16 protein-coding genes are annotated in these 22815 nt (G+C 68.3%); all 16 read right to left on the bottom strand.

The window, feature by feature from the left end:
- Positions 1-50: 50 nt before the first annotated feature.
- On the bottom strand, positions 51-908 hold the full coding sequence (locus ABD250_RS03360) for an LLM class F420-dependent oxidoreductase (protein WP_179525960.1): 858 nt from the start codon (positions 906-908) through the stop codon (positions 51-53).
- A gap of 73 nt (positions 909-981) precedes the next feature.
- On the bottom strand, positions 982-2115 hold the full coding sequence (locus tag ABD250_RS03355; protein ID WP_182657601.1) for a prenyltransferase: 1134 nt from the start codon (positions 2113-2115) through the stop codon (positions 982-984).
- Positions 2116-2121: 6 nt separating this feature from the next.
- Positions 2122-2841, bottom strand: coding sequence for a class I SAM-dependent methyltransferase (locus ABD250_RS03350; protein WP_182609596.1), 720 nt, complete (start codon positions 2839-2841; stop codon positions 2122-2124).
- Positions 2835-4208 carry a glycosyltransferase family 4 protein gene (locus tag ABD250_RS03345; protein WP_182609595.1) on the bottom strand — a complete coding sequence of 458 codons (1374 nt, stop codon included), beginning with the start codon at positions 4206-4208 and terminating at the stop codon, positions 2835-2837. The genes ABD250_RS03350 and ABD250_RS03345 overlap by 7 nt, the downstream gene beginning before the upstream one ends.
- A gap of 202 nt (positions 4209-4410) precedes the next feature.
- Positions 4411-8370, bottom strand: a complete 3960-nt coding sequence (locus tag ABD250_RS03340; protein ID WP_182657599.1) for a DNA-directed RNA polymerase subunit beta' — start codon at positions 8368-8370, stop codon at positions 4411-4413.
- Between the two features lie 123 nt (positions 8371-8493).
- Positions 8494-12003, bottom strand: coding sequence for a DNA-directed RNA polymerase subunit beta (gene rpoB, locus ABD250_RS03335; protein ID WP_179523159.1), 3510 nt, complete (start codon positions 12001-12003; stop codon positions 8494-8496).
- A 414-nt stretch (positions 12004-12417) separates the two neighbouring features.
- Positions 12418-13092 carry a hypothetical protein gene (locus ABD250_RS03330; RefSeq protein ID WP_182657597.1) on the bottom strand — a complete coding sequence of 225 codons (675 nt, stop codon included), beginning with the start codon at positions 13090-13092 and terminating at the stop codon, positions 12418-12420.
- Positions 13093-13111: 19 nt separating this feature from the next.
- Positions 13112-13813: a hypothetical protein gene (locus ABD250_RS03325; protein WP_194306721.1), complete on the bottom strand. Its 702-nt coding sequence runs from the start codon at positions 13811-13813 to the stop codon at positions 13112-13114.
- Positions 13814-13866: 53 nt separating this feature from the next.
- Positions 13867-15111 carry an MCE family protein gene (locus tag ABD250_RS03320; protein ID WP_107746183.1) on the bottom strand — a complete coding sequence of 415 codons (1245 nt, stop codon included), beginning with the start codon at positions 15109-15111 and terminating at the stop codon, positions 13867-13869.
- Complete coding sequence (locus ABD250_RS03315) at positions 15108-16364, bottom strand: MCE family protein (RefSeq protein WP_107746181.1); 1257 nt, start codon at positions 16362-16364, stop codon at positions 15108-15110. The genes ABD250_RS03320 and ABD250_RS03315 overlap by 4 nt, the downstream gene beginning before the upstream one ends.
- Positions 16361-17590 carry an MCE family protein gene (locus tag ABD250_RS03310; protein ID WP_107746179.1) on the bottom strand — a complete coding sequence of 410 codons (1230 nt, stop codon included), beginning with the start codon at positions 17588-17590 and terminating at the stop codon, positions 16361-16363. The genes ABD250_RS03315 and ABD250_RS03310 overlap by 4 nt, the downstream gene beginning before the upstream one ends.
- Positions 17590-18612, bottom strand: a complete 1023-nt coding sequence (locus tag ABD250_RS03305) for an MCE family protein (protein ID WP_107746177.1) — start codon at positions 18610-18612, stop codon at positions 17590-17592. The genes ABD250_RS03310 and ABD250_RS03305 overlap by 1 nt, the downstream gene beginning before the upstream one ends.
- Positions 18609-19697, bottom strand: coding sequence for an MCE family protein (locus ABD250_RS03300; RefSeq protein ID WP_107746175.1), 1089 nt, complete (start codon positions 19695-19697; stop codon positions 18609-18611). The genes ABD250_RS03305 and ABD250_RS03300 overlap by 4 nt, the downstream gene beginning before the upstream one ends.
- On the bottom strand, positions 19694-21130 hold the full coding sequence (locus ABD250_RS03295) for an MCE family protein (RefSeq protein ID WP_182657595.1): 1437 nt from the start codon (positions 21128-21130) through the stop codon (positions 19694-19696). The genes ABD250_RS03300 and ABD250_RS03295 overlap by 4 nt, the downstream gene beginning before the upstream one ends.
- The gene (locus tag ABD250_RS03290; protein WP_107746647.1) at positions 21127-21984 is read right to left on the bottom strand and encodes an MlaE family ABC transporter permease; all 858 of its coding nucleotides are present in this window, start codon (positions 21982-21984) and stop codon (positions 21127-21129) included. The genes ABD250_RS03295 and ABD250_RS03290 overlap by 4 nt, the downstream gene beginning before the upstream one ends.
- Complete coding sequence (locus ABD250_RS03285; RefSeq protein WP_182657592.1) at positions 21984-22814, bottom strand: MlaE family ABC transporter permease; 831 nt, start codon at positions 22812-22814, stop codon at positions 21984-21986. The genes ABD250_RS03290 and ABD250_RS03285 overlap by 1 nt, the downstream gene beginning before the upstream one ends.
- Position 22815 lies beyond the last annotated feature (1 nt).

The following is a 22815-nucleotide window of genomic DNA, read 5'->3' as shown; positions in this document are numbered from 1 at the left end:
GCCACCGGCAGGGGCTTCGGCGCGGGAACCGGTGTATCGGCCCCGCCCGGTCAGGTACCGACGGCCAGCCCGAGCTTGCCGGCCAGACGGTCGATGTAGGCCAGCACCTCCTCCTCGGACCTGTCCGGGGTTCCGTAGACGAGCTCGTGCACCCCCAGCTCGCGGTACATCTCGATCTTCTCGGGGATCGGCTTGCCGTCGAGCACCACGATGTACGGCTCCCCCTCGCGACCGGCCTCCGCCCACAGCTCCCGCAACTGCCGGACGCTCCCCGCGATGTCCTGGGAGATCGGGGTGGTCATCCAGCCGTCGGCGCTGCGGCAGATCCACTTGAAGTTCTTCTCGTTGCCCGCGGCGCCGACGAGGGTGCGGGGACCACCCGCCTGGACGGTCTTGGGCCAGGCCCAGCTGGGACCGAAGTCCACGAACCGCCCGTGGTACTCGGCCTCGTCCCGGCTCCACAGTTCCCGCATGGCCTCGAGGTACTCGCGCAGCATGGTGCGGCGCAGCGAGGGCGGGACGTTGTGGTCCGCCATCTCGTCGAGGTTCCAGCCGTACCCCACCCCCAGCACCGTGCGGCCACCCGAGAGGTGGTCGACCGAGGCGATGGTCTTGGCCAGGGTGATCGGGTCGCTCTCGACCGGGATCGCGACGGCCGTGCCGAGGCGGATCGTCGAGGTGACCGAGGACACCGCGGCGAGCGCGACCCACGGGTCGAGCGTGCGGCTGTAGCGCTCGTCGGGCAGCTCGGCCCCACCGGTGCCCGGATGCGCGGCCTCGCGCCGGACCGGGATGTGGGTGTGCTCGGGGACGTAGAAGGCCGAGAACCCGGCGTTTTCCGCGGCCACGGCGGCCGTGGTCGGCCGGATCCCCCGATCGCTGGTGAACAGGGTGAGTCCGAATTCCATGGGCGCTCCTCGTGCGGTCGGGCCGCCGGCCGACACCTGACCAGACAGGTGTCCAGCGGCAGTTCCCGACAGACTAGCGCACGGCGGCCGCGATGGGCGGGCACTCCTCGCCCGGGGCGCAGTCGGCGGGATCACCCGGTGCGAGGTGCAACCGCTGCATGGTGTGGTCCGAGACGTAGCGGAAGATCTCGTTGCCCGGCGTGGTGTGCGACAGGGCGTCCGCCGCGAGCAGCATGACCGCTCCGGTCCACGTGCTCAGCTCCACCGGCCAGCGCTTGCCGTCGGCGAAGACCAGTCCGGTCCAGTAGGAGCCGTCGGTGTCCCGCAGGTGCTGCATGTTGGTGAACTGCTGGAGCGCCTGCTCGTGCCGCCCGGCGGCCTCGAGCGCGAGTACGAGCTCGCACGTCTCGGCACCGGTGACCCAGGGCCGGTGGTCCACACACCGGATACCCAGGCCGTCGACGACGAACCGGTCCCAGAGCGAGTCCAGCCTGTCCTGGGCCTGATCCCCCACCATCACCCCACCGAGGACCGGGTAGTACCAGTCCATCGAGAACTCCGTCTTGGGCGTGAACAACTCGGGGTGCGCCCGCAGGGCGTGTCCGAGGGAGTCGGCGGCGGCGTCCCAGTCCGGGGCCGTCCCCCCGAGCTCCTCGGCGATCGCCACGCCACACCGCAGGGCGTGGTGGACGCTCGACGAACCGGTGATGAGCGCCTCCTCACAGAAGCCCTCCTCACCGGCACCCCACCACATCTGACCGTCCGGGCCCTGGAACGTCAGGACCAGGTCGAGCGCCCTGCGCACCGTCGGCCACATGGACTCCAGGAATCCCGGCCGGGCGGTGACGAGGTGGTGGTGCCACACCCCGACCGCGACGTAGGCGCAGAAGTTGGAGTCGGTGTCCGCGTCGACGATCACGCCGTCCTGCCACCGCACCGGCCAGGAGCCGTCACCGCGCTGGGTGTCGCGCAGGAACCCGTACGCCTTCTCGGCGGCCTCCCACTGGCCGGCCACCGACAGGCCCATGGCCGACTCCACGTGATCCCACGGGTCGGTGTGCCCGCCCGTGAACCACGGGATCTCACCGTTCGGTCGCTGCACGGAGGCGATCCACTCGCCGGTGGCCCGCACCGCGTCGGCGTCGAGGACCCCCGGGACGCTGGGGACGGGACGGGACCGGTCTACGCCGGAGTTGGTGGTGAGCACGGACGATCAGGCCTCCGCGGGCTTGCGTAGGTAGAACACGATGGACTTGCCCATCACCGGGTTGAGCAGCTTCTCGGCGGTCCGGGTGACCCAGGGGCCCTTCATCAGGTCCCACACCAGAAGCTTGTGATAGGCCTTGGGCAGCGGGTGGTCGTCGTTCTCCGTACCCACGGCGCACTTGAGCCACCAGTAGGGGGCGTGCAGCGCGTGCGCGTACCCGGTGCCGGTGACCTCCAGGCCGGCGGCGCGGAGCTTGAAGCCCAGTTCCTCGGCGGTGTAGATGCGGCAGTGCCCGCCCGGGTTGGAGTGGTAGGCGTCCGAGAGCTTCCAGCACAGCTTCTCCGGCCACTCACGCGGCACGGTCACCGCGGCGACCCCACCCGGCTTGAGGATCCGCACCAACTCGGCGATCGCCCGGGTGTCCTCCGGGACGTGCTCGAGAACCTCGGAGATGAGCACCAGATCGAAGGTGCCGTCCTCGTAGGGCATGTTCAGCGCGTCGCCGGTCACCGCCTCGCCCCTGGACTCCGGCAGGCCCTCACCCTCGGCCTCCATCGCGGCGAGCATCTCGGTCACCTGCCGCATCTCGTCCGCGTTCTGGTCGAAGGCGGTCACGTCGGCCCCGCGGCGGTACAGCTCGAAGGTGTGTCGGCCGAGGCCGGCTCCCACGTCGATGGCTCGCATGCCGGGAGTGACCCCGAGACGGGCGAAATCGGCGGTCAGCATGCGGCGTCCTCCTGCTCACGGATGTCGTACTCCCCGGAACCCGGGAGCACCTCGGGCACGTCGTCGGTGACGTGCTCGTCAATCTCTGTCTGGTCCGGCCCGATGACCGGACCGACGGTCAGGTCCGGGAGCGTCTCGCCCCGGACCCTAGCGATCGCCGTCTCGTAGACCTCGACGGTCCTCCTGGCCACGGCGGCCCAGCTGTAGCGCTCCATCACACGCTCCCGCCCACCCTGCGAGAGGCGTCGACGCTCGAGCGGATCGGACAGCAACGCGCTGATCTGGCGGGCGAGCTCGTCGACGTCGCCGGGTGCGACCAGTCGGGCGGCCGAGTCATCGGTGCCCACGACCTCCGGCAGCGCACCCGCGCGGCTGGCCACCACCGCACACCCGCTGGACATGGCCTCGACCGCGGGGAGCGAGAAGCCCTCGTACATGCTCGGGACCACCGAGATCTCGGCGGTGCCCACGAGCTCGGCCAACTCGTCGTCGTCGACCCCCGACACCAGGTCCACCGCGTCGCGCAGGCCGAGGGAGTCCAGCAGCCTGGAGGCCTCCCCCTTGCGCTTGAGCTTGGAGATCAGGGTGAGCCGCACCCCGGGATGCTCCTCGCGGACCTTCGCCAGCGCCCGCAACAGGATGGGGACGCCCTTGAGCGGCTGGTCGGCGCTGGCCACGCAGACCAGGCGTCCGGGCTCGCGGTCGCGGCGGTCGTGGAAGCGGTCGGTGTCCACACCGAGCGGGATCGTCACGATCCGCTCCGGGTCCACCCCGAAGTCGGAGGCGATGTCCTCGGCCGAGTTGCTGGAGACGGTGATGATCTCCTCGAGCTTCCGGGACACCCGGATCTGCATGCCCAGGAACCCGAACCAGCGCCAGGTCGTGAGCTTCTTGCGCAGCGGGGCCTCTTTCATGGCGAGGTCCCGGTCCCGGGTGATCGGGTGGTGCACCGTGGCGACCACCGGGAACCCGGCCTCCTCGAGCGTCAACAGGCCGCTGCCGAGGCACTGGTTGTCGTGCACCACGTCGAAGTCGGCCAACCGCGGCGTGAGCGCCCGCGCCGCGCGCAGGCTGAAGGTGCGCGGCTCCGGGAAGCCGGCGGTCCACATGGTGGCCACCTCGAGGAGGTCGATCCTGTCGCGGATCTCACGCGGGTGCGGCGTGCGGAACGGGTCGGCGTCGTTGTACAGGTCCAGGCTCGGCACCCTGGTGAGCGTGGGCCCCGGGTCGAGCTCCGGGTACGGCTGACCGGAGAACACCTCGACGGTGTGGCCCAGTGCGGCCAGCTCACGGCTCAGGTGACGGACGTAGACGCCCTGCCCGCCGCCGTGTGGCTTGCTCCTGTACGAGAGCAGTGCGATCCGCACTTCTCGATCGCCCCCTTCCGGTCATCCGGCCCCGGACCGCCCGCGAGGACCGCGGCGGCTCAGGGCACATCGAGCAAGTCTAGAACACGTTCGCGGCCAGCGACGACACGGCCGGGCCGACGCACCGGACCCCCGGGCGCTCGGGGCGCCCGGGGGTCCGGTGATCGTTCGGGTCGGCCGGTGACCGACCCGACGGGTGGGGTCAGTAACCCAGGTCGTCCAGGCGGACCGACGCGCCGGTGGCGTCGCCGAACCCGTCCTCGGGACCGTAGAAGCCGTCGCCGTAGTCCGGGATGGAGTAGGCGGCCGCGCGGGCCTCCTCGGTGGGCTCGACCGTCGAGTTGCGGTACCGGTTGATGCCGGTACCCGCCGGGATCAGCTTACCGATGATGACGTTCTCCTTGAGGCCCACGAGCTTGTCCGAACGCCGGTTGATGGCGGCGTCGGTGAGCACGCGGGTGGTCTCCTGGAAGGAGGCCGCCGAGAGCCACGAGTCCGTGGCCAGCGAGGCCTTGGTGATACCCATGAGGACCGGGCGCGCCGAGGCCGGCGAGCCGCCCTCGGTGAGCACGCGACGGTTCTCCGCCGTGAGCTCCGCGCGCTCGACCAGCGCACCGGGCAGGAACTCGGTGCTGTTGGACTCGTTGATCGCGACGCGACGCATCATCTGGCGGACGATGACCTCGAGGTGCTTGTCGTGGATCGACACACCCTGTGCGCGGTAGACCTTCTGCACCTCGTCGACGAGGAACTTCTGGACCCCGTTCGGGCCGAGGATGGCCAGCACCTCGTGCGGGTCCGCCGGACCCTCGAGCAGGGCCTGACCCCGCTCCAGGTGGTCGCCGTCGACGATCGGACGGGACGACCCGTCCTCGAGGATGACGTGCGCGAGACCCTGACGCTTGGACAGCTTCTCGTACACGATCTCGTCCGCACCGTTGTCCGGCACGATCGTGATCGTGTAGAAACGCTCCTCCTCCTCGAGGCGGATCCGGCCCGCCTCCTCGGCGATCGGGGCCTTGCCCTTGGGCACGCGTGCCTCGAAGAGCTCCTGCACACGCGGCAGACCACCGGTGATGTCGTCACCGACGCCACCCTGGTGGAACGTGCGCATGGTCAGCTGCGTGCCCGGCTCACCGATCGACTGGGCGGCGACGATGCCCACGGCCTCGCCGATGTCGACCAGCAGACCGGTCGCCATGGAACGGCCGTAGCAGGTGGCGCAGACTCCCGTGCCGGTGGTGCAGGTGAGGACCGAGCGGACCTTGACCTTCTCCACGCCCGCGGCGATGAGCGCCTCGATCGTCGGGTCACCGAGGTCGGTGCCGGCGGCCACGACGACCGCGCCGGAGGCGTCGACGGCGTCCTCCGCGAGGGTACGGGCGAACGTCGAGGTCTCGACGTGCTCGTCCCGGGAGAGCACGCCGGTCTCGACACCGTGCGCGTCCACCTCGCGGCGGGCGATGACCGTCTCGATGCCCTTGCTCGTGCCACAGTCCGTCTCGCGGACGATGACATCCTGGGAGACGTCGACGAGACGACGCGTGAGGTAACCCGAGTCGGCCGTACGCAGCGCGGTGTCGGCCAGACCCTTACGCGCACCGTGCGTGTTCATGAAGTACTCGAGCACCGTCAGGCCCTCGCGGAACGAGGACTTGATGGGCTGCGGGATGAACTCGCCGTTCGGACGCGTCACCAGGCCCTTCATGCCCGCGAGCGCACGGATCTGGGTCATGTTGCCCGCCGCGCCCGACTTGACGATCGTCGGGATCGGGTTGGAGTCCGGGTAGTTGGCCTCCATGGCCTGACCGATCTCGTCGGTGGCCTCCTGCCAGAGCTTGACCAGGTCGCTCTTGCGCTCCTCGTCGGTGATCTTGCCCAGCCCGAACTGCGACTCGAGTCGCGCCGCCTTGGCGTCGTACGAGGCGAGGATCTCCTTCTTGGCCGGCGGGACCAGCACATCGGACATCGCGATGGTGACGCCCGAGCGGGTGGCCCAGTAGAAACCGGTGTCCTTGAGCTTGTCCACCGTCTGCGCCACGACGATCATCGGGTAGCGCTCGGCCAGGTCGTTGATGATGACGGCCTGGCGCTTCTTGGGCATCTGCTCGTTGACGAACGGGTAGTCCGCCGGGAGCAGCTCGTTGAACATGACGCGGCCCAGCGTGGTCTCCGCGATCCACTCCTGGCCGGGGGTCCAGCCCTCGGGGAACAGCTCCGCCTCGATCTCGGCGGGGGGCCGCTGCTGCGACATCCGCACCCGGATCGGCGCGTGGATGTCCAGCACCTTCAGATCGACGGCCATGACGGCCTCGGACGGGTTCGAGTACACGCCGGTGGCCGGGGCGTCCTCCGCCGCCGGGACGTAGGCACCGGTGGCGCCCTCGTCGAGGCGGGTCAGGTAGTACAGGCCCGTAACCATGTCCAGACGCGGCATGGCGAGCGGGCGGCCCGACGCCGGCGACAGGATGTTGTTCGAGGCCAGCATGAGGATGCGGGCCTCGGCCTGCGCCTCCGCGGACAGCGGGAGGTGCACGGCCATCTGGTCACCGTCGAAGTCGGCGTTGAAGGCCTCACACACCAGCGGGTGCAGCTGGATGGCCTTGCCCTCGACGAGCTGCGGCTCGAAGGCCTGGATGCCGAGGCGGTGCAGGGTGGGTGCGCGGTTGAGCATCACCGGGTGCTCGGCGATGACCTCTTCGAGGACGTCCCACACCTGGTCGCGCTGACGCTCGACCATCCGCTTGGCGGACTTGATGTTCTGGGCGTGGTTGAGGTCCACCAGACGCTTCATGACGAACGGCTTGAACAGCTCGAGCGCCATGAGCTTGGGCAGTCCACACTGGTGCAGCTGGAGCTGCGGGCCCACGACGATCACGGAACGACCCGAGTAGTCGACGCGCTTACCGAGCAGGTTCTGACGGAACCGGCCCTGCTTGCCCTTGAGGAGGTCCGAGAGCGACTTGAGCGGACGGTTGCCCGGGCCCGTGACGGGCCGGCCACGACGACCGTTGTCGAACAGCGCGTCCACGGACTCCTGCAGCATCCGCTTCTCGTTGTTGACGATGATCTCGGGGGCACCGAGGTCCATCAGTCGCTTGAGGCGGTTGTTGCGGTTGATCACGCGACGGTAGAGGTCGTTGAGGTCCGAGGTGGCGAAGCGCCCACCGTCGAGCTGGACCATCGGACGCAGCTCCGGCGGGATCACCGGGACGGCCCCGAGCACCATCGCGGCCGGGTGGTTCCCGGACCGCAGGAACGCGGAGACGACCTTGAGTCGCTTGAGGGCGCGGATCTTCTTCTGACCCTTGCCGTTGCGGATGATGTCGCGGAGGTTCTCGGCCTCGGTCGCGAGGTCGAAGTTCTCCAGCAACGACTGGATCGCCTCGGCACCCATGCCGCCCTCGAAGTACTCGCCGAAGCGGTCCTCGAGCTCGCGGTAGATGCCCTCGTCCACGATGATCTGGTTGATCTCGAGCTTGGTGAAGGTGGTCCAGATCTCCTCGAGACGGTCCAGCTCGCGCTGGGCCGACTCGCGGATCTTCTTCATCTCCTTCTCGCCGCCGTCCTTGACCTTGCGGCGCTGGTCGGCCTTGGCGCCCTCGGCCTCCAGCTCGGCCAGGTCGGCCTCGAGCTTCTTGGCGCGCGCCTCGATGTCCGAGTCCCGCTCGTCCTCGATGATCTTGCGCTCCTCGAGGATCTGCGCCTCGAGGGTGCTGAGCTCGTTGTGGCGCAGGTCCTTGTCCACGCCGGTGATGACGTAGGCCGCGAAGTAGATGATCTTGTCGAGGTCCTTGGGCGCGAGGTCCAGCAGGTAGCCGAGCCGCGACGGGACGCCCTTGAAGTACCAGATGTGCGTGACGGGCGCGGCCAGCTCGATGTGGCCCATCCGCTCACGACGCACCTTGGCACGGGTCACCTCGACGCCACAGCGCTCACAGATGATGCCCTTGAAGCGCACGCGCTTGTACTTGCCGCAGTAGCACTCCCAGTCCCGGGTGGGGCCGAAGATCTTCTCGCAGAACAGGCCCTCCTTCTCCGGCTTGAGGGTGCGGTAGTTGATGGTCTCGGGCTTCTTGACCTCGCCATAGGACCAGTTGCGGATGTTCTCCGCGGTCGCGAGGCTGATGACCAGCTCGTCGAAGTAGTTGACGTCCTGCACGTAGGCGTCCTTTCCCGTATGGGATGGTGGCGGGCCCCTCGCGGGGTGGGGCCGGTGTGGGGCCCGCCGTGGTGGAACTGAATTAGTCGGATGCGGGGCGCCGATGGTGCACGCCCCCGGCGCCTACTGCGCCAGCTCGTCTGCCGCCGAGGACTCGTCGCGGGAGAGATTGATCCCCAGGTTCGCGGCGGTGCGGTCGAGGTCGTCGTCCTCGGCGCCCTCGCCCAGGGAGACCGCCTGGCCGTCGCTGGAGAGCACCTCGACGTTGAGGCACAGCGACTGCAGCTCCTTGAGCAGGACCTTGAACGACTCCGGGATCCCGGGCTCTGGGATGTTCTCGCCCTTGACGATCGCCTCGTACACCTTCACGCGACCCACGACGTCGTCGGACTTGATCGTGAGCAACTCCTGGAGCGTGTACGCGGCACCATAGGCCTGCATCGCCCAGCACTCCATCTCACCGAAACGCTGGCCACCGAACTGGGCCTTACCGCCGAGCGGCTGCTGGGTGATCATCGAGTACGGACCCGTGGAACGGGCGTGGATCTTGTCGTCCACCAGGTGGTGCAGCTTGAGGATGTACATGTACCCCACGGACACCGGGTACGGGAAGGGCTCACCCGACCGACCGTCGATCAGGGTCGCCTTGCCGTCGGCCTCGACCATCCGCTCGCCGTCACGGTTCGGGAGGGTGCAGCCGAGCAGGCCGGTGATCTCCGTGTCCGCCGCACCGTCGAAGACGGGGGTCGCCGTGTTGGTGCCGGCCTCGACGCTGTAGATCTCCTCCGGCAGCTTGGTCGCCCACTCGGGGAGGGAACCGTCCGCCTCGCGGGGCACCTCCCAGCCCGCCTTGGCCAGCCAGCCGAGGTGGGTCTCCATGATCTGACCGATGTTCATACGACGCGGGACGCCGTGCGTGTTGAGGATGATGTCCACGGGCGTGCCGTCGGGCATGAACGGCATGTCCTCGGCGGGGAGGATCTTGCCGATGACGCCCTTGTTGCCGTGGCGGCCGGCGAGCTTGTCGCCGTCCTGGATCTTGCGCTTCTGCGCCACGTAGACGCGGACCAACTCGTTGACGCCGGGGGGCAGGTCGTCGTCGTCGTCACGCGAGAACACGCGGACGCCGATCACCTTCCCGGACTCACCGTGGGGCACCTTCAGCGACGTGTCGCGCACCTCGCGGGCCTTCTCACCGAAGATGGCGCGCAGCAGGCGCTCCTCCGGGGTGAGCTCGGTCTCGCCCTTGGGCGTGACCTTGCCGACCAGCACATCGCCGTCACGGACCTCGGCGCCGATGCGCACGATGCCACGGTCGTCCAGGTCCGCGAGGACCTCGTCGGAGACGTTGGGGATGTCGCGGGTGATCTCCTCGGCGCCCAGCTTGGTGTCGCGGGCGTCGATCTCGTGCTCCTCGATGTGGATGGACGTCAGCACGTCCTCCTCCACCAGGCGCTGCGAGAGGATGATCGCGTCCTCGTAGTTGTGGCCCTCCCACGGCATGATCGCCACGAGCAGGTTCTTGCCCAGCGCCATCTCACCGTTCTCGGTGCAGGGTCCGTCGGCGAGGACCTGGCCGGCCTCGACGCGCATCCCCTCGTCCACGATCGGCTTCTGGTTGGAGCAGGTGCCCTGGTTGGACCGCGCGAACTTGGCCAGACGGTAGGTCTGACGACCACCGTCGTCGTCCATGACGGTGATGAAGTCGGCCGAGACCTCCTCCACCATGCCCGCACGGGTGTTGACGACGACGTCGCCCGCGTCCACGGCCGCGCGCAGCTCCATGCCGGTGCCGACGAGCGGCGCCTCGGAACGCACGAGCGGGACCGACTGGCGCTGCATGTTCGCACCCATCAGGGCGCGGTTGGCGTCGTCGTGCTCGAGGAACGGGATCATCGCGGTGGCGACGGAGACCATCTGCCGCGGCGAGACGTCCATGTAGTCGACGTCCGTACCCGCGACGACCTCGACGTCACCGTGCTTCTTGCGCACGAGGACGCGGTCCTCGACGAACCTGCCGTCCGCGTCGATCTCCGAGTTGGCCTGCGCCACGACGTGGCGGTCCTCCTCGTCGGCGGTCAGGTAGTCCACCTGGTCGGTGACGGCGCCGTCGACGACCCGGCGGTACGGGGTCTCGATGAAGCCGAACGGGTTGACCCGGGCGTAGACCGAGAGCGAGCCGATCAGACCGATGTTCGGACCCTCGGGGGTCTCGATCGGGCACATGCGGCCGTAGTGCGAGGCGTGCACGTCGCGCACCTCGAGGCCCGCGCGCTCACGGGACAGGCCGCCGGGGCCCAGCGCGGACAGGCGCCGCTTGTGGGTCAGACCCGACAGCGGGTTGTTCTGGTCCATGAACTGCGACATCTGGGAGGTTCCGAAGAACTCCTTGAGCGCGGCGGTGATGGGCCGGATGTTGATCAGCGACTGCGGGGTGATCGCCTCGGAGTCCTGCGTGGTCATCCGCTCGCGGACCACGCGCTCCATCCGGGACAGGCCCACGCGGACCTGGTTCTGGATGAGCTCGCCGACGGTGCGGAGCCGGCGGTTGCCGAAGTGGTCGATGTCGTCGACGTCGACCGGGACCTCGCGTCCGCCGGCGACCTGCATCGAGCTCTCGCCCGCGTGGAGGCGCACGAGGTACTCGATGGTGGCGGCGATGTCCTCACGCGTGAGCGTGGTGGTGTCGTCACCCTCGGGGTCCGGCAGACCGAGCTTGCGGTTGACCTTGTAGCGGCCGACGCGGGCCAGGTCGTAGCGCTTCTCCTTGAAGAACAGGTTCTCCAGGAGCGCCTCCGCGGACTCACGGGTCGGCGGCTCGCCCGGACGCAGCTTGCGGTAGATCTCGAGCAGGGCCTGGTCCGTGTCCTCGACCGTGTCCTTCTCGAGGGTGGACATCATGATCTCGGAGAAGCCGTAGCGCTCCTTGATCTCGGTGGTGGTCCAGCCGAGCGCCTTGAGCAGCACGGTCACGGACTGGCGGCGCTTGCGGTCGATACGCACACCGACCGTGTCGCGCTTGTCCACGTCGAACTCGAGCCACGCACCCCGCGAGGGGATGACCTTGACGGAGTGGACGTCGCGCTCCGTGGACTTGTCGCGGCTCCGGTCGAAGTACACGCCCGGCGAGCGGACGAGCTGCGAGACGACGACGCGCTCGGTGCCGTTGATGATGAACGTGCCCTTGTCCGTCATCATCGGGAAGTCACCCATGAAGACGGTCTGCGACTTGATCTCGCCCGTCTCGGTGTTCTCGAACTCGGCGGTGACGAACAGGGGCGCCTCGTACGTGCGGTCCTTCTCGCGGCAGTCCTCCATGGAGGCCTTGACCTCTTCGAAGTACGAATCCGAGAACGAGAGCGACATTGATCCGGAGAAGTCCTCGATCGGGGAGATCTCCCTGAGGATCGACTCCAGGCCTCCCTCGAGGTTGGTGACGCCGCGTGACGCGGCCCTCTTCTGCCACTCCTCCGACCCGATGAACCACTCGAACGACTCCGTCTGGAGGTCGAGCAGTCCCGGGACCGGCAACGGCTCGGAGAGTTTCGCGAACGAGACCCTCCGGGGCGCACCGGGAACGGTGGAAACTGACTTGGTCTGGCGGGAGACTGCCAAGATGGGTCCTTCCAGCACCTCACGTGATCACCACGGGCGGTGACCACAGATGTATCTGCGAGCGGTCCGCCGACGGGTATCCACCCAGATCCGACCCGATCGAGGACTCGGAGAGCACCCGGTGAGACCGGGGACGAGCCGTCACGGACGGACGAGAGTGCAAATAGCAGCCAGCGCAACGACCTAATCTAGCGGATAGCGGCGCGGAAGTCCAGCCGTCCACGGGAGTGATCCCGGAGGCTGTGCGCGGGCGGGTGCGCCGTCCGTCCCTGCGCTGGTTGCCCTCGTGGCTCTCGCCTCATCGGCCCCCGGTCGGGACGTCGCACCGGCGGGCGATCTGATCGCCCGATGCCCCTAAAGGGTGACGGGTCGGAGGCCGTTCGTCAAGGATCCGACGCGGTCCGGCCCACAAATGATCTGTCCGCCGACCCGTCAGGACGGCAGGTCGGGGATCCGGGACAGCTTCCACACCCCGTCGATCCGGTCGAGACCGACCAGGTAGGTGCCGCTGGTGCTGCCGGCCGCGACGCCGTCACGGGTCATCGAGACGTCCTGCACCAGAAGCACCTCGGCCTTGTCCCCGTCGAGGTAGGACAGACCCGCCTCGCGGACCTGCGCCTCGACGGCGGTGGCCGACTGCTCGTAGCTGTCGCGGAGCGCGGGCCAGTTCTCGTCCAGCTCGGACACGAGGGCCGGGGTGAGGAACTCCCCCAGCGAGTCGTGATACTCGTCGAGGGACTCGTGATCGATCGCGACGAGACGCTGCACGTTCGTGCTCGCGGCCGTCAGGACCTCGTCGGTGACGGCCTGGTCGACGAACGCCTGGTTGTCGACGTCCACACCGGGCTCCGTGGCCAGGAACGCACCGGTGGCTCCCGCCACCAGACCCACCGCCAGCGCGGCGTACGCCAGCGCCCGACCCCGGGGCAGCCCGCGGCCGGGCGGACTCCCGGCATCGGCAGTGCTCCGCGCGTCGGCCAACTCGTCGTCGTTCTGGTTCTCCCCCACACCCGAACCGGCCTCGGGCCGGGTCGATCCGGCGTGACCGGCCAGGCGCCGGCGAGCCGGCTGACCGGCAGGCTTCGGTGTCCTCTTGATGGGTGGCATCAGTCGTTCCCGTCCTTCCTCATCGGCCGGCGGAGGTGGTCGGCGCGGTGGTCGACTCCTCCTGCGTGTCGGGGTCGTCGGCGTCCGCGTTCCCGGCTCCGTCCCGGGTGTCCGGCGCCTCCAGCTCCTGCACGGACTGACTCGAGCTCCCGACCGGCACGGTCACGCCCACCTGGTTGACCGCGTTGGCCTTCCACGACCCGTCCTCACGGGTGAGATCCACCCGCATCGCCTGGCGTCCGGTGATGTCGTCCTGACCCTCCCGCTCGGAATGCGCGGTGAAGACCACCAGCACGGCGGCCTCGCCCGCCTCGAGGTCGAGGACCTCCACCGCGGACTGGGAGACGGTCGCCGTGGTGACCGCCTTCTGCTCCACGACACGGGTGCGGACATCGTCCGCCCACTGCTCCTGCTCCACGAGGAAATCGCCGGTCGAGGCGTCGGCGAGGTGCTGCAGCGACTCGTCGACGTTGCGGTAGTCGAAGCTGAACGCGTTGATGATCACCTGCGACGCCACCTCGGAGACGGTCTCGCGCTCGGTCGCGACCTCGTGTGCCGACCGCGCTTCTGCATAGCGCCAGCCGAACACGCCCAGCACCGCCACACCGGCCACCAGCACGACGATCGAGAGGACCGCCAGCCACCTCGGGACGGCCCGGCCCTCCTCGCCACCGTCCCTTGCCGGACGGTCGCCGCCCCTGACACTGCCCTGCGAACTCATGGCGGCGACGCTACCTGAACCAGGGCGCCCCGGATCACCGCCCGGTCGCCCGGTCACCGCGGGATCAGTCCCTGCAGGACCGCGAGCTGCTCGGCGGCCACGGACAGGTTCAACCGGTCCGGGTCGATCTTGGGCTTGGCGTCCCAGGGCTGCGTGACGCCCGGGTAGGCGTACTCGACCCGGTCGGCGCCGCGCACGGCGGTGGGGCTGCCGAGCGGAACCGTGCACTCGGCGTCGTAGTTCGGCGGGAAGTTCTGTTCCTGCGGGTCGAATGACGGGTCCTGCGCCCTGATCTGGTTGATGATGTCCCAGGTGCCTTCATAACCCTGGGTACACGGCGTGGGGTTGTCCATCTCCAGGACCAGACCGAAGTGGATGGTGCCGTCGCCCGGTGCCACCGACAGGCCGCCGGCCGCCAGGGCCGGCAGCAACTGCAGGAGCACCTTGAACGACGGCGCGAGCGGGTCCACGGTCTTCATGGTGGTCGACAGGTTCCCGATGGTCCGGGTGAGCGGCTCGCCGGAGTTCTCCACCAGGAACCGCGTCTCGTCCGCGAACTCGGGCCCGGTGGTGATGAGACGCTCGAGGTCGGAGTCGGAGTCACGCAGGGCCTCGGTCACCGTACGCAGGTCGCGGGAGAAGCTGATGATCTCCGCGGACTGGTCGGCCTGGGTGTCGAGGACGGTCGCCCCGTCCCGGATGAGGGCCTGCAGTTGCGGCATGGTGCGGATCCCGGAATCGGAGATGCGGATGAGGGAGTCCGAGAGTCGCTGGAGTTGCGGTCCCCGACCCTCGATCGCGGTACCCAACTCGTCGACCATCACCTCGAGGTCGTCGAGCGGCACCGACCGGGACAGCTCGTCGACCGAGGCCAGCAGGTCCTCCACGCGTACCGGCAACGCCTCGCGGCCCGCGCTGATCACGTCACCGTCCTGCAGATACGGCTCGGAGTAGGAGTTGGGCCGCAGGTCCACGAACTGCTCGCCGATCGCGGAGCGGTTGGCCACCACGGCCACGGTGTCCGCCGGGATGTCCGGAGCACTGGAATCCAGGTCGAGTTCGACCCGGACCCCGTCGTCGGTGAGCGAGAGCTCGCCGATTCGCCCGACGGGGGTGCCGCGGTAGTTGACCGCCGCGTTGGTGAACACACCTCCGGTATCGGGCAGGTCCAGGTAGACCTGGTACTGACCGATCCCGAACAACGAGGGCAGCCGCACGTAGTTGGCCCCGACGTAACTGATCCCCACTGCTGCGATCACGCAGAAGGCGATGAGCTGGGTCTTGAGTATCTTGCTCACTGGTATCCGGGCTCCCCTGGTTCAGGCAGGTAGTTCTCGGAGAACTCCGAGGTACCCGGCGCGGGCCTGGGCGTGACCGCCCGGTCCATGATCGGCGGGATGGGCAACAGCGGCAGGACGATGGTGGTCCGCCTGTCGGGGCCGTTTCCGTTCACCCAGGGGTTGCCTGGGTCGACGTTGTACGGGCCGCTCGTCGTGTTCGGGTAGATCGGCACCGGATCACCCTGGTTCGCGCCGAGGTTACGGAGCGTCTCGGAGATCGTCGCATCCACGGAGAGGAACACGTTCGCCGAGCCGCCGACGCTCGTCTGAATCGACGCGTCGGGGAAGGGGAAGGTGGGGACGAACCCGACAAGGTCGATGAGCTCCGGAGTCGACTCACCCAGGTACTGCAGCACCGGACGCAGTGATCGCAGGTCCGCGATGATGTCCTCCCGGCTGGTGAGCAGGATGTCGGATCCCACCTGCCCGAGCGCGTCGACCCGGCGCAACATCTCCACTAGCTGGGGGCGCTGCTCCTCGAGGACCGCCACCCCGGCGGGCAGCTCGTCGAGAGCGGCCTGGATCTGTTCCCGCTGGTCGTTGGCGCGGGCCGTCATCAGATTGACGCCCTCGAGTGCATCGGTGATGCTGTCGCGCTGACGGTTGAGTCCGGAGATGAGCTCGTCCGCCGAGCGCAGGGTCTCGGTGAGCCCCTCCTCGCGACCGTCGGTCACCGCGCGCAGCTCCGCGACGATCGGCTGGATCTGGTCCACGCCGCCGCCGTTGAGGAGCAGCGAGAGTGCACCGAGCACCTGCTCGATGTCCGTGGCCGTCCGACTGTTCGAGGTCGAGATCACATCGCCGTCGGACAACCTGCCGGCGGGCGGTTCGTCCTCGGGTGGGGTCAGTTGGACGAACTTCTCCCCCAGGAGGTTGGTCTGCTGGATCGACGCCTCCACGTTGGAGGGCAGGTCGAGGTCGTCGCGCAGGATGATCTCCACCCGCGCCGTCCACCCGTCCTCCGCGAGCGAGACGCCCGAGACGCGTCCGGCGTCGAGTCCGTTGACCTTGACGCTGGACTGGAGGACCAGGTCGAGCACGTCGTCGAACTGGACGGCCACCGTGATGGGGTCGTCCCCCACGTCGGCACCGCCCGGCAGCGTGTAGTCCTCGAGGTCCATGGAGCAGCCGGACACCAGCGCGGTGACCACGGCGGCGACGCCGAGGGCACGGATTCTGCGGTTGACGACGGGAACTGTGTGTCGGCTCATCCCCGACCCCCTTCCGAGGCGGGCGTCATCGGCCAGCCGTAGTTGCCCGGAACCGTCCCGGGGACTGGGATCGACTGCTTCATCTCGCCTGCCAGGATGCCGAGCGGCAGGTCGGGGTTGGAGGCCCGGAGTTCGCGGTTGCGCTCCGGCGCGAGCGCCTCACAGGCCTGGATGTCAGCGCGACGCAGGTTGTCCAGTTCCCTCAGCATCTCGTCCCCCGGGTTGAGACGGCTCAGCGTCATGAGTGAGCACAGGACGCCGGCCGGGTCCTGCTTCTCCGGCAGGTTCGCGCGCAGCGACAGGGAACCCGACTCGGAGTCGTAGGCGCCGATGAGGTTGGACAGGGCCAGCGGAGCCGTCTTGAGGATCTCCTCGAGATCGTCGCGCTGGTCGACGGTGATCTGACTGAGGGTCACCAGCCGGTCCGCGTTGCTCCGGATCACGTCCTGGTTGTCGCGAACCAGCCGGGCCACGTCGGCGAGCGCGTAGCTGAGTTCACCCAGGGCCCCCTGGAGGTCCTCCCGCTGACCCGACACGGTCCGGTTGAACGTCGCCATCTGGGTGTTGAACTCGCGCACCTGCGCGTCGTTCTGCGCAAGCATGGTGACGAACGACTGCAGATTGACCACGGTCTCGCTGATGTCCTGGCTCGAGTCCGCCAGCGTCGTGGCGGCCTTGGACAGTTCGTCGATCGACCGTCCGAGTGCCGCGCCGTTGCCACCGAGGGTGTCGGCGGACGTGGTCACGAACCGGTCGAGGGCGCCGTCCTTGTTGGCGCCGTCGGGCCCGAGGGCGTCCGTGAGGTCCTTGACCGACGCGTACAGCTTGTCCACCTCGACGGGCGTCGCGGTCCGCTCGAGCGGGATGTGCGCCCCGGACTCCATGACGGGCCCTCCCGAGTACGCGGGGAGGAGCTGGATGGTGCGGTCCGGGATGACCGACGGGGTCACCTGGACGGCCTTGGCGTCGGCGGGGACCTCGATACCCCTGTTGACGTGCAGCTTGACCTCGACGGTGTCGCCCATCGGGGTGACCTCGTCGACGGAGCCGACGGTCACCCCGAGGATCCGGACGTCGGTGCCCTGCGAGACGCCGACGGCCGAGGGGAAGGTCGCGGTGATGGTGGTCCGACCCATCCGCGTGACGGCGAGGTAGGTGACCGCCACGATCGCGACGACGACGACGAGGAGCAGCGCGACCAGCCAGTACGGCAGCTTCTTGTGCATCAGTTGATCCCACTCTGTCGGGCCGGTGCGCGGGCGCCGGGATAGAAGGGCGGTTCGGGGATGCCCGGCGGGACGAGGTTGGTGACCACCGAGTCGAACCAGCGACCGGTGCCCAGCAAGTTGGCGTAGAGCCGGTAGAAGGGCGCCAGGTTGTGGATCGACTTCTTCAGCTCCTCCTCGTGGTCGGTGAGGACCGCCAGCGCGGAGTCCAGGCTGTCGAGGGTCGGCCCGAACTCGGCCTCGTTCTCCGCGACGAACCTCCGGAGCTCGATCGACAGACCACGGGTGGAGGCCAACACGAGCTTGAGCGCCTCCGAGCGGCCGTTGAGCTCGCCCAGGAGCTGACCGGTCCCGACGATGAGCCTCCGGAAGTCCTCGTTGCGCTCCGCGAGGATCGCCGAACTGGTCCTGGTGGCCTCGAGCAGCTCACGGAGTTCGGCGTCGCGGCTGGACAGCGTCTGGGACAACCGGGCCACGCCGTCGACCGCTCCGCGGAACTCTTCGGGTGAGGCCTGCATCGCGTCGGTGAGCGTGTCCAGGCTCTCGGCGAGTTTCGCGTCGTCGATCTGGTCCAGTGTCTCGGCGGCCGAGGAGAACGCGGTGACCACGTCGTAGGGCGCCACCGTGCGGTCGAGCGGGATCGGTTCGGATCGGTCCAACTCGCCGTTCCCCGCCGGGATGAGTGCGAGGTACTTCTGGCCCAGGACGGTCTTGACCTGGATGCTCGCCCGCGTGTCGTCCCCGAGCCATGCGTCCTTGGTCCGGAAGCCCACGACGACCTTGTCCCCGTCGAGTTCGACGTCCGTCACCACACCGACCTTGACGCCGGCCACACGGACCTCGTTGCCGTCGGTCAGCCCGGCCGCTTCGGAGAAGTGCGCCGAGTACTTGGGCCCGGCACCCACGAAGGGCAACGAGTCCAGGCTGAACGCCGTCATGGTGAGAACCAGGATCACCACCACACCGACCGCGCCGATCGTGGCGTTCCCGAACCTGGGTTCGCTCGGCCTGCGCTTACTCATGAGATCCCCCCATGACACCGGGGCGCCACATTGGTGTACACCGGGTGATTGACTGTCGGGCCGCCGCTCGGCAGGAGGTTGGGCACGTTGGTACCCGGACCGCTCACCACGTCGAGTCCACAGAGATAGAACTGGAACCACGACCCGAACGACCCCATCCGGATGAGATTGTCGGTCTTGACCGGCATGTTCTGCAGAACCGTGCTGAGGGTGTCCCGGTTGGCGGTGATGTCGTCCGTGACCAGCTTGAGGTGATCGAGCGACTCGGTGACGCTCGGCCGGGTCGCGGTGACCACGTTCTCCGCGGAGGACGTCAGATCGGCTATCGAGTCGAGCGAGCTACCGATCGCGTCGCGCTCCTCGGCGAGTCCCTCCACCAGCTGCCTGGTGGTCACCACGAGCTGCTGGAACTGGACGTCCCGCTCGTTGATCGTCTGCAGGACCCGGGTGAGGTTGTCGATGACCTCCCCGATCACCTGATCACGGTCGGCGAGGTGGTTGGTGAGCTGCCCGGTCTGCTGGACCAGGTTCGCGACGGTCCCGCCCTCGCCTTGCAGTACACGGACGAGCGAGTCCGCGAGTGCGTTGACGTCCTCCGGCTGCAATGTGGTGAACAGCGGCCTGAAACCGTTGAACAGCGCCGTGAGGTCCACGGCGGGCGAGGTGTTCTCGATTCCGATGGTCGTCCCCTCCGGCATCATCGGCGCCACTGGCCCGGGTTCACGGCTGATGTTCATGTAGCGCTGACCGATCATGTTGCGTAGCCGCAGCGAGAGGTGGACGTTGGCCGGCAGCGTGCGGTCACCGGACATGGTGAAGTCCACCCTTGCCTGGTCCCGGTCGTGGATCTCGAAGCCGGTCACGTGACCCACCACGACGCCGGCGATCCGGACGTCGTCGCCCTCCTCGAGCATCGTCACGTCGGAGAAGATCGCCGAGTACTCGGTCCCGGCCTCGCGGGTGCCACCGCGGATGGTGGTGGCGAGGACCGTGCTCAGCAGGATGGTGACCACCACGAAGATCGCCAGCTTGACGAACGATCCCAGGACGCCCCCTCGGAAGAGAGCCTTGATCTTGGTGCTCATCGGAAACTCACCTCCGCCCCGCGGAGAGCAGGAGCACCGATCCCGCCGATCCACGCGGGGATCTCACCCGCGTCGCGGTCGGTGGCGACTCCGTAAACGGTGCGGACGGTGTCGGTCTCCAGCGGTGATCCCGCGTAGGCCATCGCCATGGCGTCCCTGTCCTGCCCCGCGGTGACGGTCGAGGGGAACGGCAGGTTGGGCTGCTCGGGGACGGCCCGACCCGGGGCGGCGGGTACGGACCCGCGGGTCCGTAGCCCGGGGACCGGACCGTCCTGGTCGAGCGGGTTGGGGAGGGTCGGGATGAATGCCGGCCCGGGATTGCGGGTGGGCGGCTGGTAGGCGCCGTCGGCGATGGCGCCGCCCGGCGCCGAGCCGAAGTTCTGCGGCTGCACTGCCGGCTCGTAGCACCGCGGTCCACGGGTGTCGAAGAACCGCGGCTCGTCCTGGTTGGGGACGTACCGGCCCTTGGGGTTGGCGATCTCGATGGTCACGCGGATGCCCGGGTTCGGGGAATCGACGCCGAGGATCGCGTCGGAGCGATCCAGCGCGATCATGAACTGCTCGACCGTGCACGGCAGCGCCGGGGAGTACTCGGCGAGATACTCCAGCGAGGTCCGGGAGTCGGCGGCGAGGGCGATGAGGTCCGAGCGGTTGGCGGCGAGGAAGCCGGTGAGGACCTCCGCCGAGGTGCTGATCCGTTGGAGCCCGTCCGCGATGTCGGTGCGCCGCTGGATCACGGTATCACCGGTCGTGCGCAGGGCGTCGAGTGCATGGATGAGATCGGGCAACGCCTCCGAATAGGTCTGCGAGAAGGTCGCGAGATCCTCGAGCCCCGCCTCCAGTGCTGGCATCTCCTGGGTGATGCCGTCGAACACCTGGCCGATCTCCACCAGGCTCGCCCCGATCTCGTCGCCCCGGCCCGACAGGGCCTGGTTGAGTGCCCCGAGTGTGCCGGCGAGCTTCTCCGGCGGGACGGCCTCCAGAACCGGGAGCAGACCGTCGAGGACCCGGCCCAGCTCGACCGCGTTACCGCGAGTGTCCTGTTCGATAGTGGCGCCGGGTTCGATGGTCCCCACGGGCTGCTCGGGGAAACCCAGGTCGACGTACCTCTCGCCGAAGAGAGTCTTGGGAAGCATCCTGCCGTTGACGTTGGCCGGGAGCTGGTCGATGAACGCCGGATCGAACTCCATGTTCACGCGGACCTTGTCCCCCTCGGGCTCGACCCCGGAGACGCGTCCGACCAGGACGCCGCGCGCCTTGACGTCGGCGTCGTTGGGCAGGGAGAACGCCATGTCGTCCGCGATCATCGTGACACTGTCCGAGGTCGTGAACGCACGGTTGTAGATGGCGATGGTGGTGCCGACGAACGCCAGGACAATGACGAGGAACAGCGCGGCCAGCAAGCGCTTGGATACGGTCGAAAGCTCGTTCATCCCGCCACCCGCACCGTCGTGGTTGTGCCCCAGAGGGCGAGTCCGACAAAGAAGTTGAGAATCGCGACCACGACGATCGTCGTCCGGACCGCGCGGCCCACCGCCACGCCGACGCCAGCCGGACCACCGGAGGCGGTGAACCCGTAGAAGCAGTGGATCATCACCAGGACGAACGCGAAGATGATCACCTTGATGAACGAATAGATCACGTCTTCCGGTGGCAGGAAGAGATGGAAGTAGTGGTCGAACGAGCCCGTGGACTGGCCCTGAAGCATCGTATTGACGCCCCGTGTCGCCAGATAGGATGACAGCAAGCCCACCACGTACAGCGGGATGACGGCGATGAACCCGGCGATGATCCGCGTGGTCACGAGATACGGCACGCTGGGAATGGCCATCACCTCGAGCGCATCGATCTCCTCGGAGATCCGCATCGCGCCGAGTTGGGCGGTGAAACCGCACCCGACGGTCGCCGACAGCGCCAGCGCGGCCACCAGCGGCGCGACCTCACGGGTGTTGACGTACGCCGAGAGGAAGCCGGTCAGGACCGAACTGCCGATCTGGTCCAGCGCGGCGTAGCCCTGGAGTCCCACGACGACACCGGTGAACCCACTCATCATGACGATCACGCCGATGGTTCCGCCGAGGACCGCGAGCACGCCCACGCCGAAGGTCACCTCGGCGATCAGGCGCAGGACCTCTTTCCGGTAATGCACGAGAGTCTGCGGGATCCAGCGGATCGCCCGCAGGTGGAACGCGAGCTGGTCACCCAGACTGTCGAACGAGCTGACCGGGCCGCGCACCAGGGCCCGGAGCCGGGCCCTGGTGGGCCCGACGTCGGTGAATATCGCCATCATGACCCCTTCGGCGGAACGATCTGCAGGTACATCGCAGTGAGGATGAGGTTGGCGAAGAACAGTAGGAGGAAGGTCAGGACCACTCCGAGGTTCACGGCGTCGCCGACCCCCTTGGGCCCACCCTTGGGATTCATTCCGCAATACGAGGCGACCACGCCGGCGATGAGCCCGAACACCAGGGCCTTGAACGAGGACATGATGAAGTCGGGCAGCTGCGCGAGCGCACCGAAGGACATGAGGTAGGCGCCCGGGGTGCCGCCCTGCAACAGGATGTTGAACACGTAACCGCCGGCGATCCCGACGATGGACACGAGGCCGTTGAGCAGCACGGCGACGAGCATCATGCCGAGTACGCGCGGGACCACGAGCCTCTGGACCGGGTCGATCCCGAGGACCCGCATGGCGTCGAGTTCCTCACGGATGGTCCGGGCACCGAGATCGGCGGCCACGGCTGAACCGGCGGCGCCGGCGATCAGCAGTGAGGTCACCAGGGGCGCGCCTTGCTGGACGACGGCGAGAACGCCCGTCGCACCTGTGTACGCCTCTGCTCCGAGCTGTTGGACCAGCGATCCGGTCTGCATCGCCACGACCGCCCCGAAGGGGATCGCGACCAGCGCCGACGGCAGGATCGTGACCGAGGCGATGAACCACGACTGACTGATGAACTCCCGGAACTGGAACGGCCTCCTGAAAATCCCACGAATCACCTCGAGGAAGAGGCGGAACACCTTGCCCGCCCCGCCGATCGCCCCCCGGACGCCGCCACCCACGTCCGCCGGAGACACACCGGACCTCACCTTGGGTTGCTGAGTCGCACCCTCCGCCATT

It is taken from the genome of Dietzia cercidiphylli, assembly GCF_039531545.1.
Classification (GTDB): domain Bacteria; phylum Actinomycetota; class Actinomycetes; order Mycobacteriales; family Mycobacteriaceae; genus Dietzia; species Dietzia natronolimnaea.
Note: the sequence above shows the minus strand (reverse complement) of the source record. Positions and strands in the feature narration are given on the sequence as shown.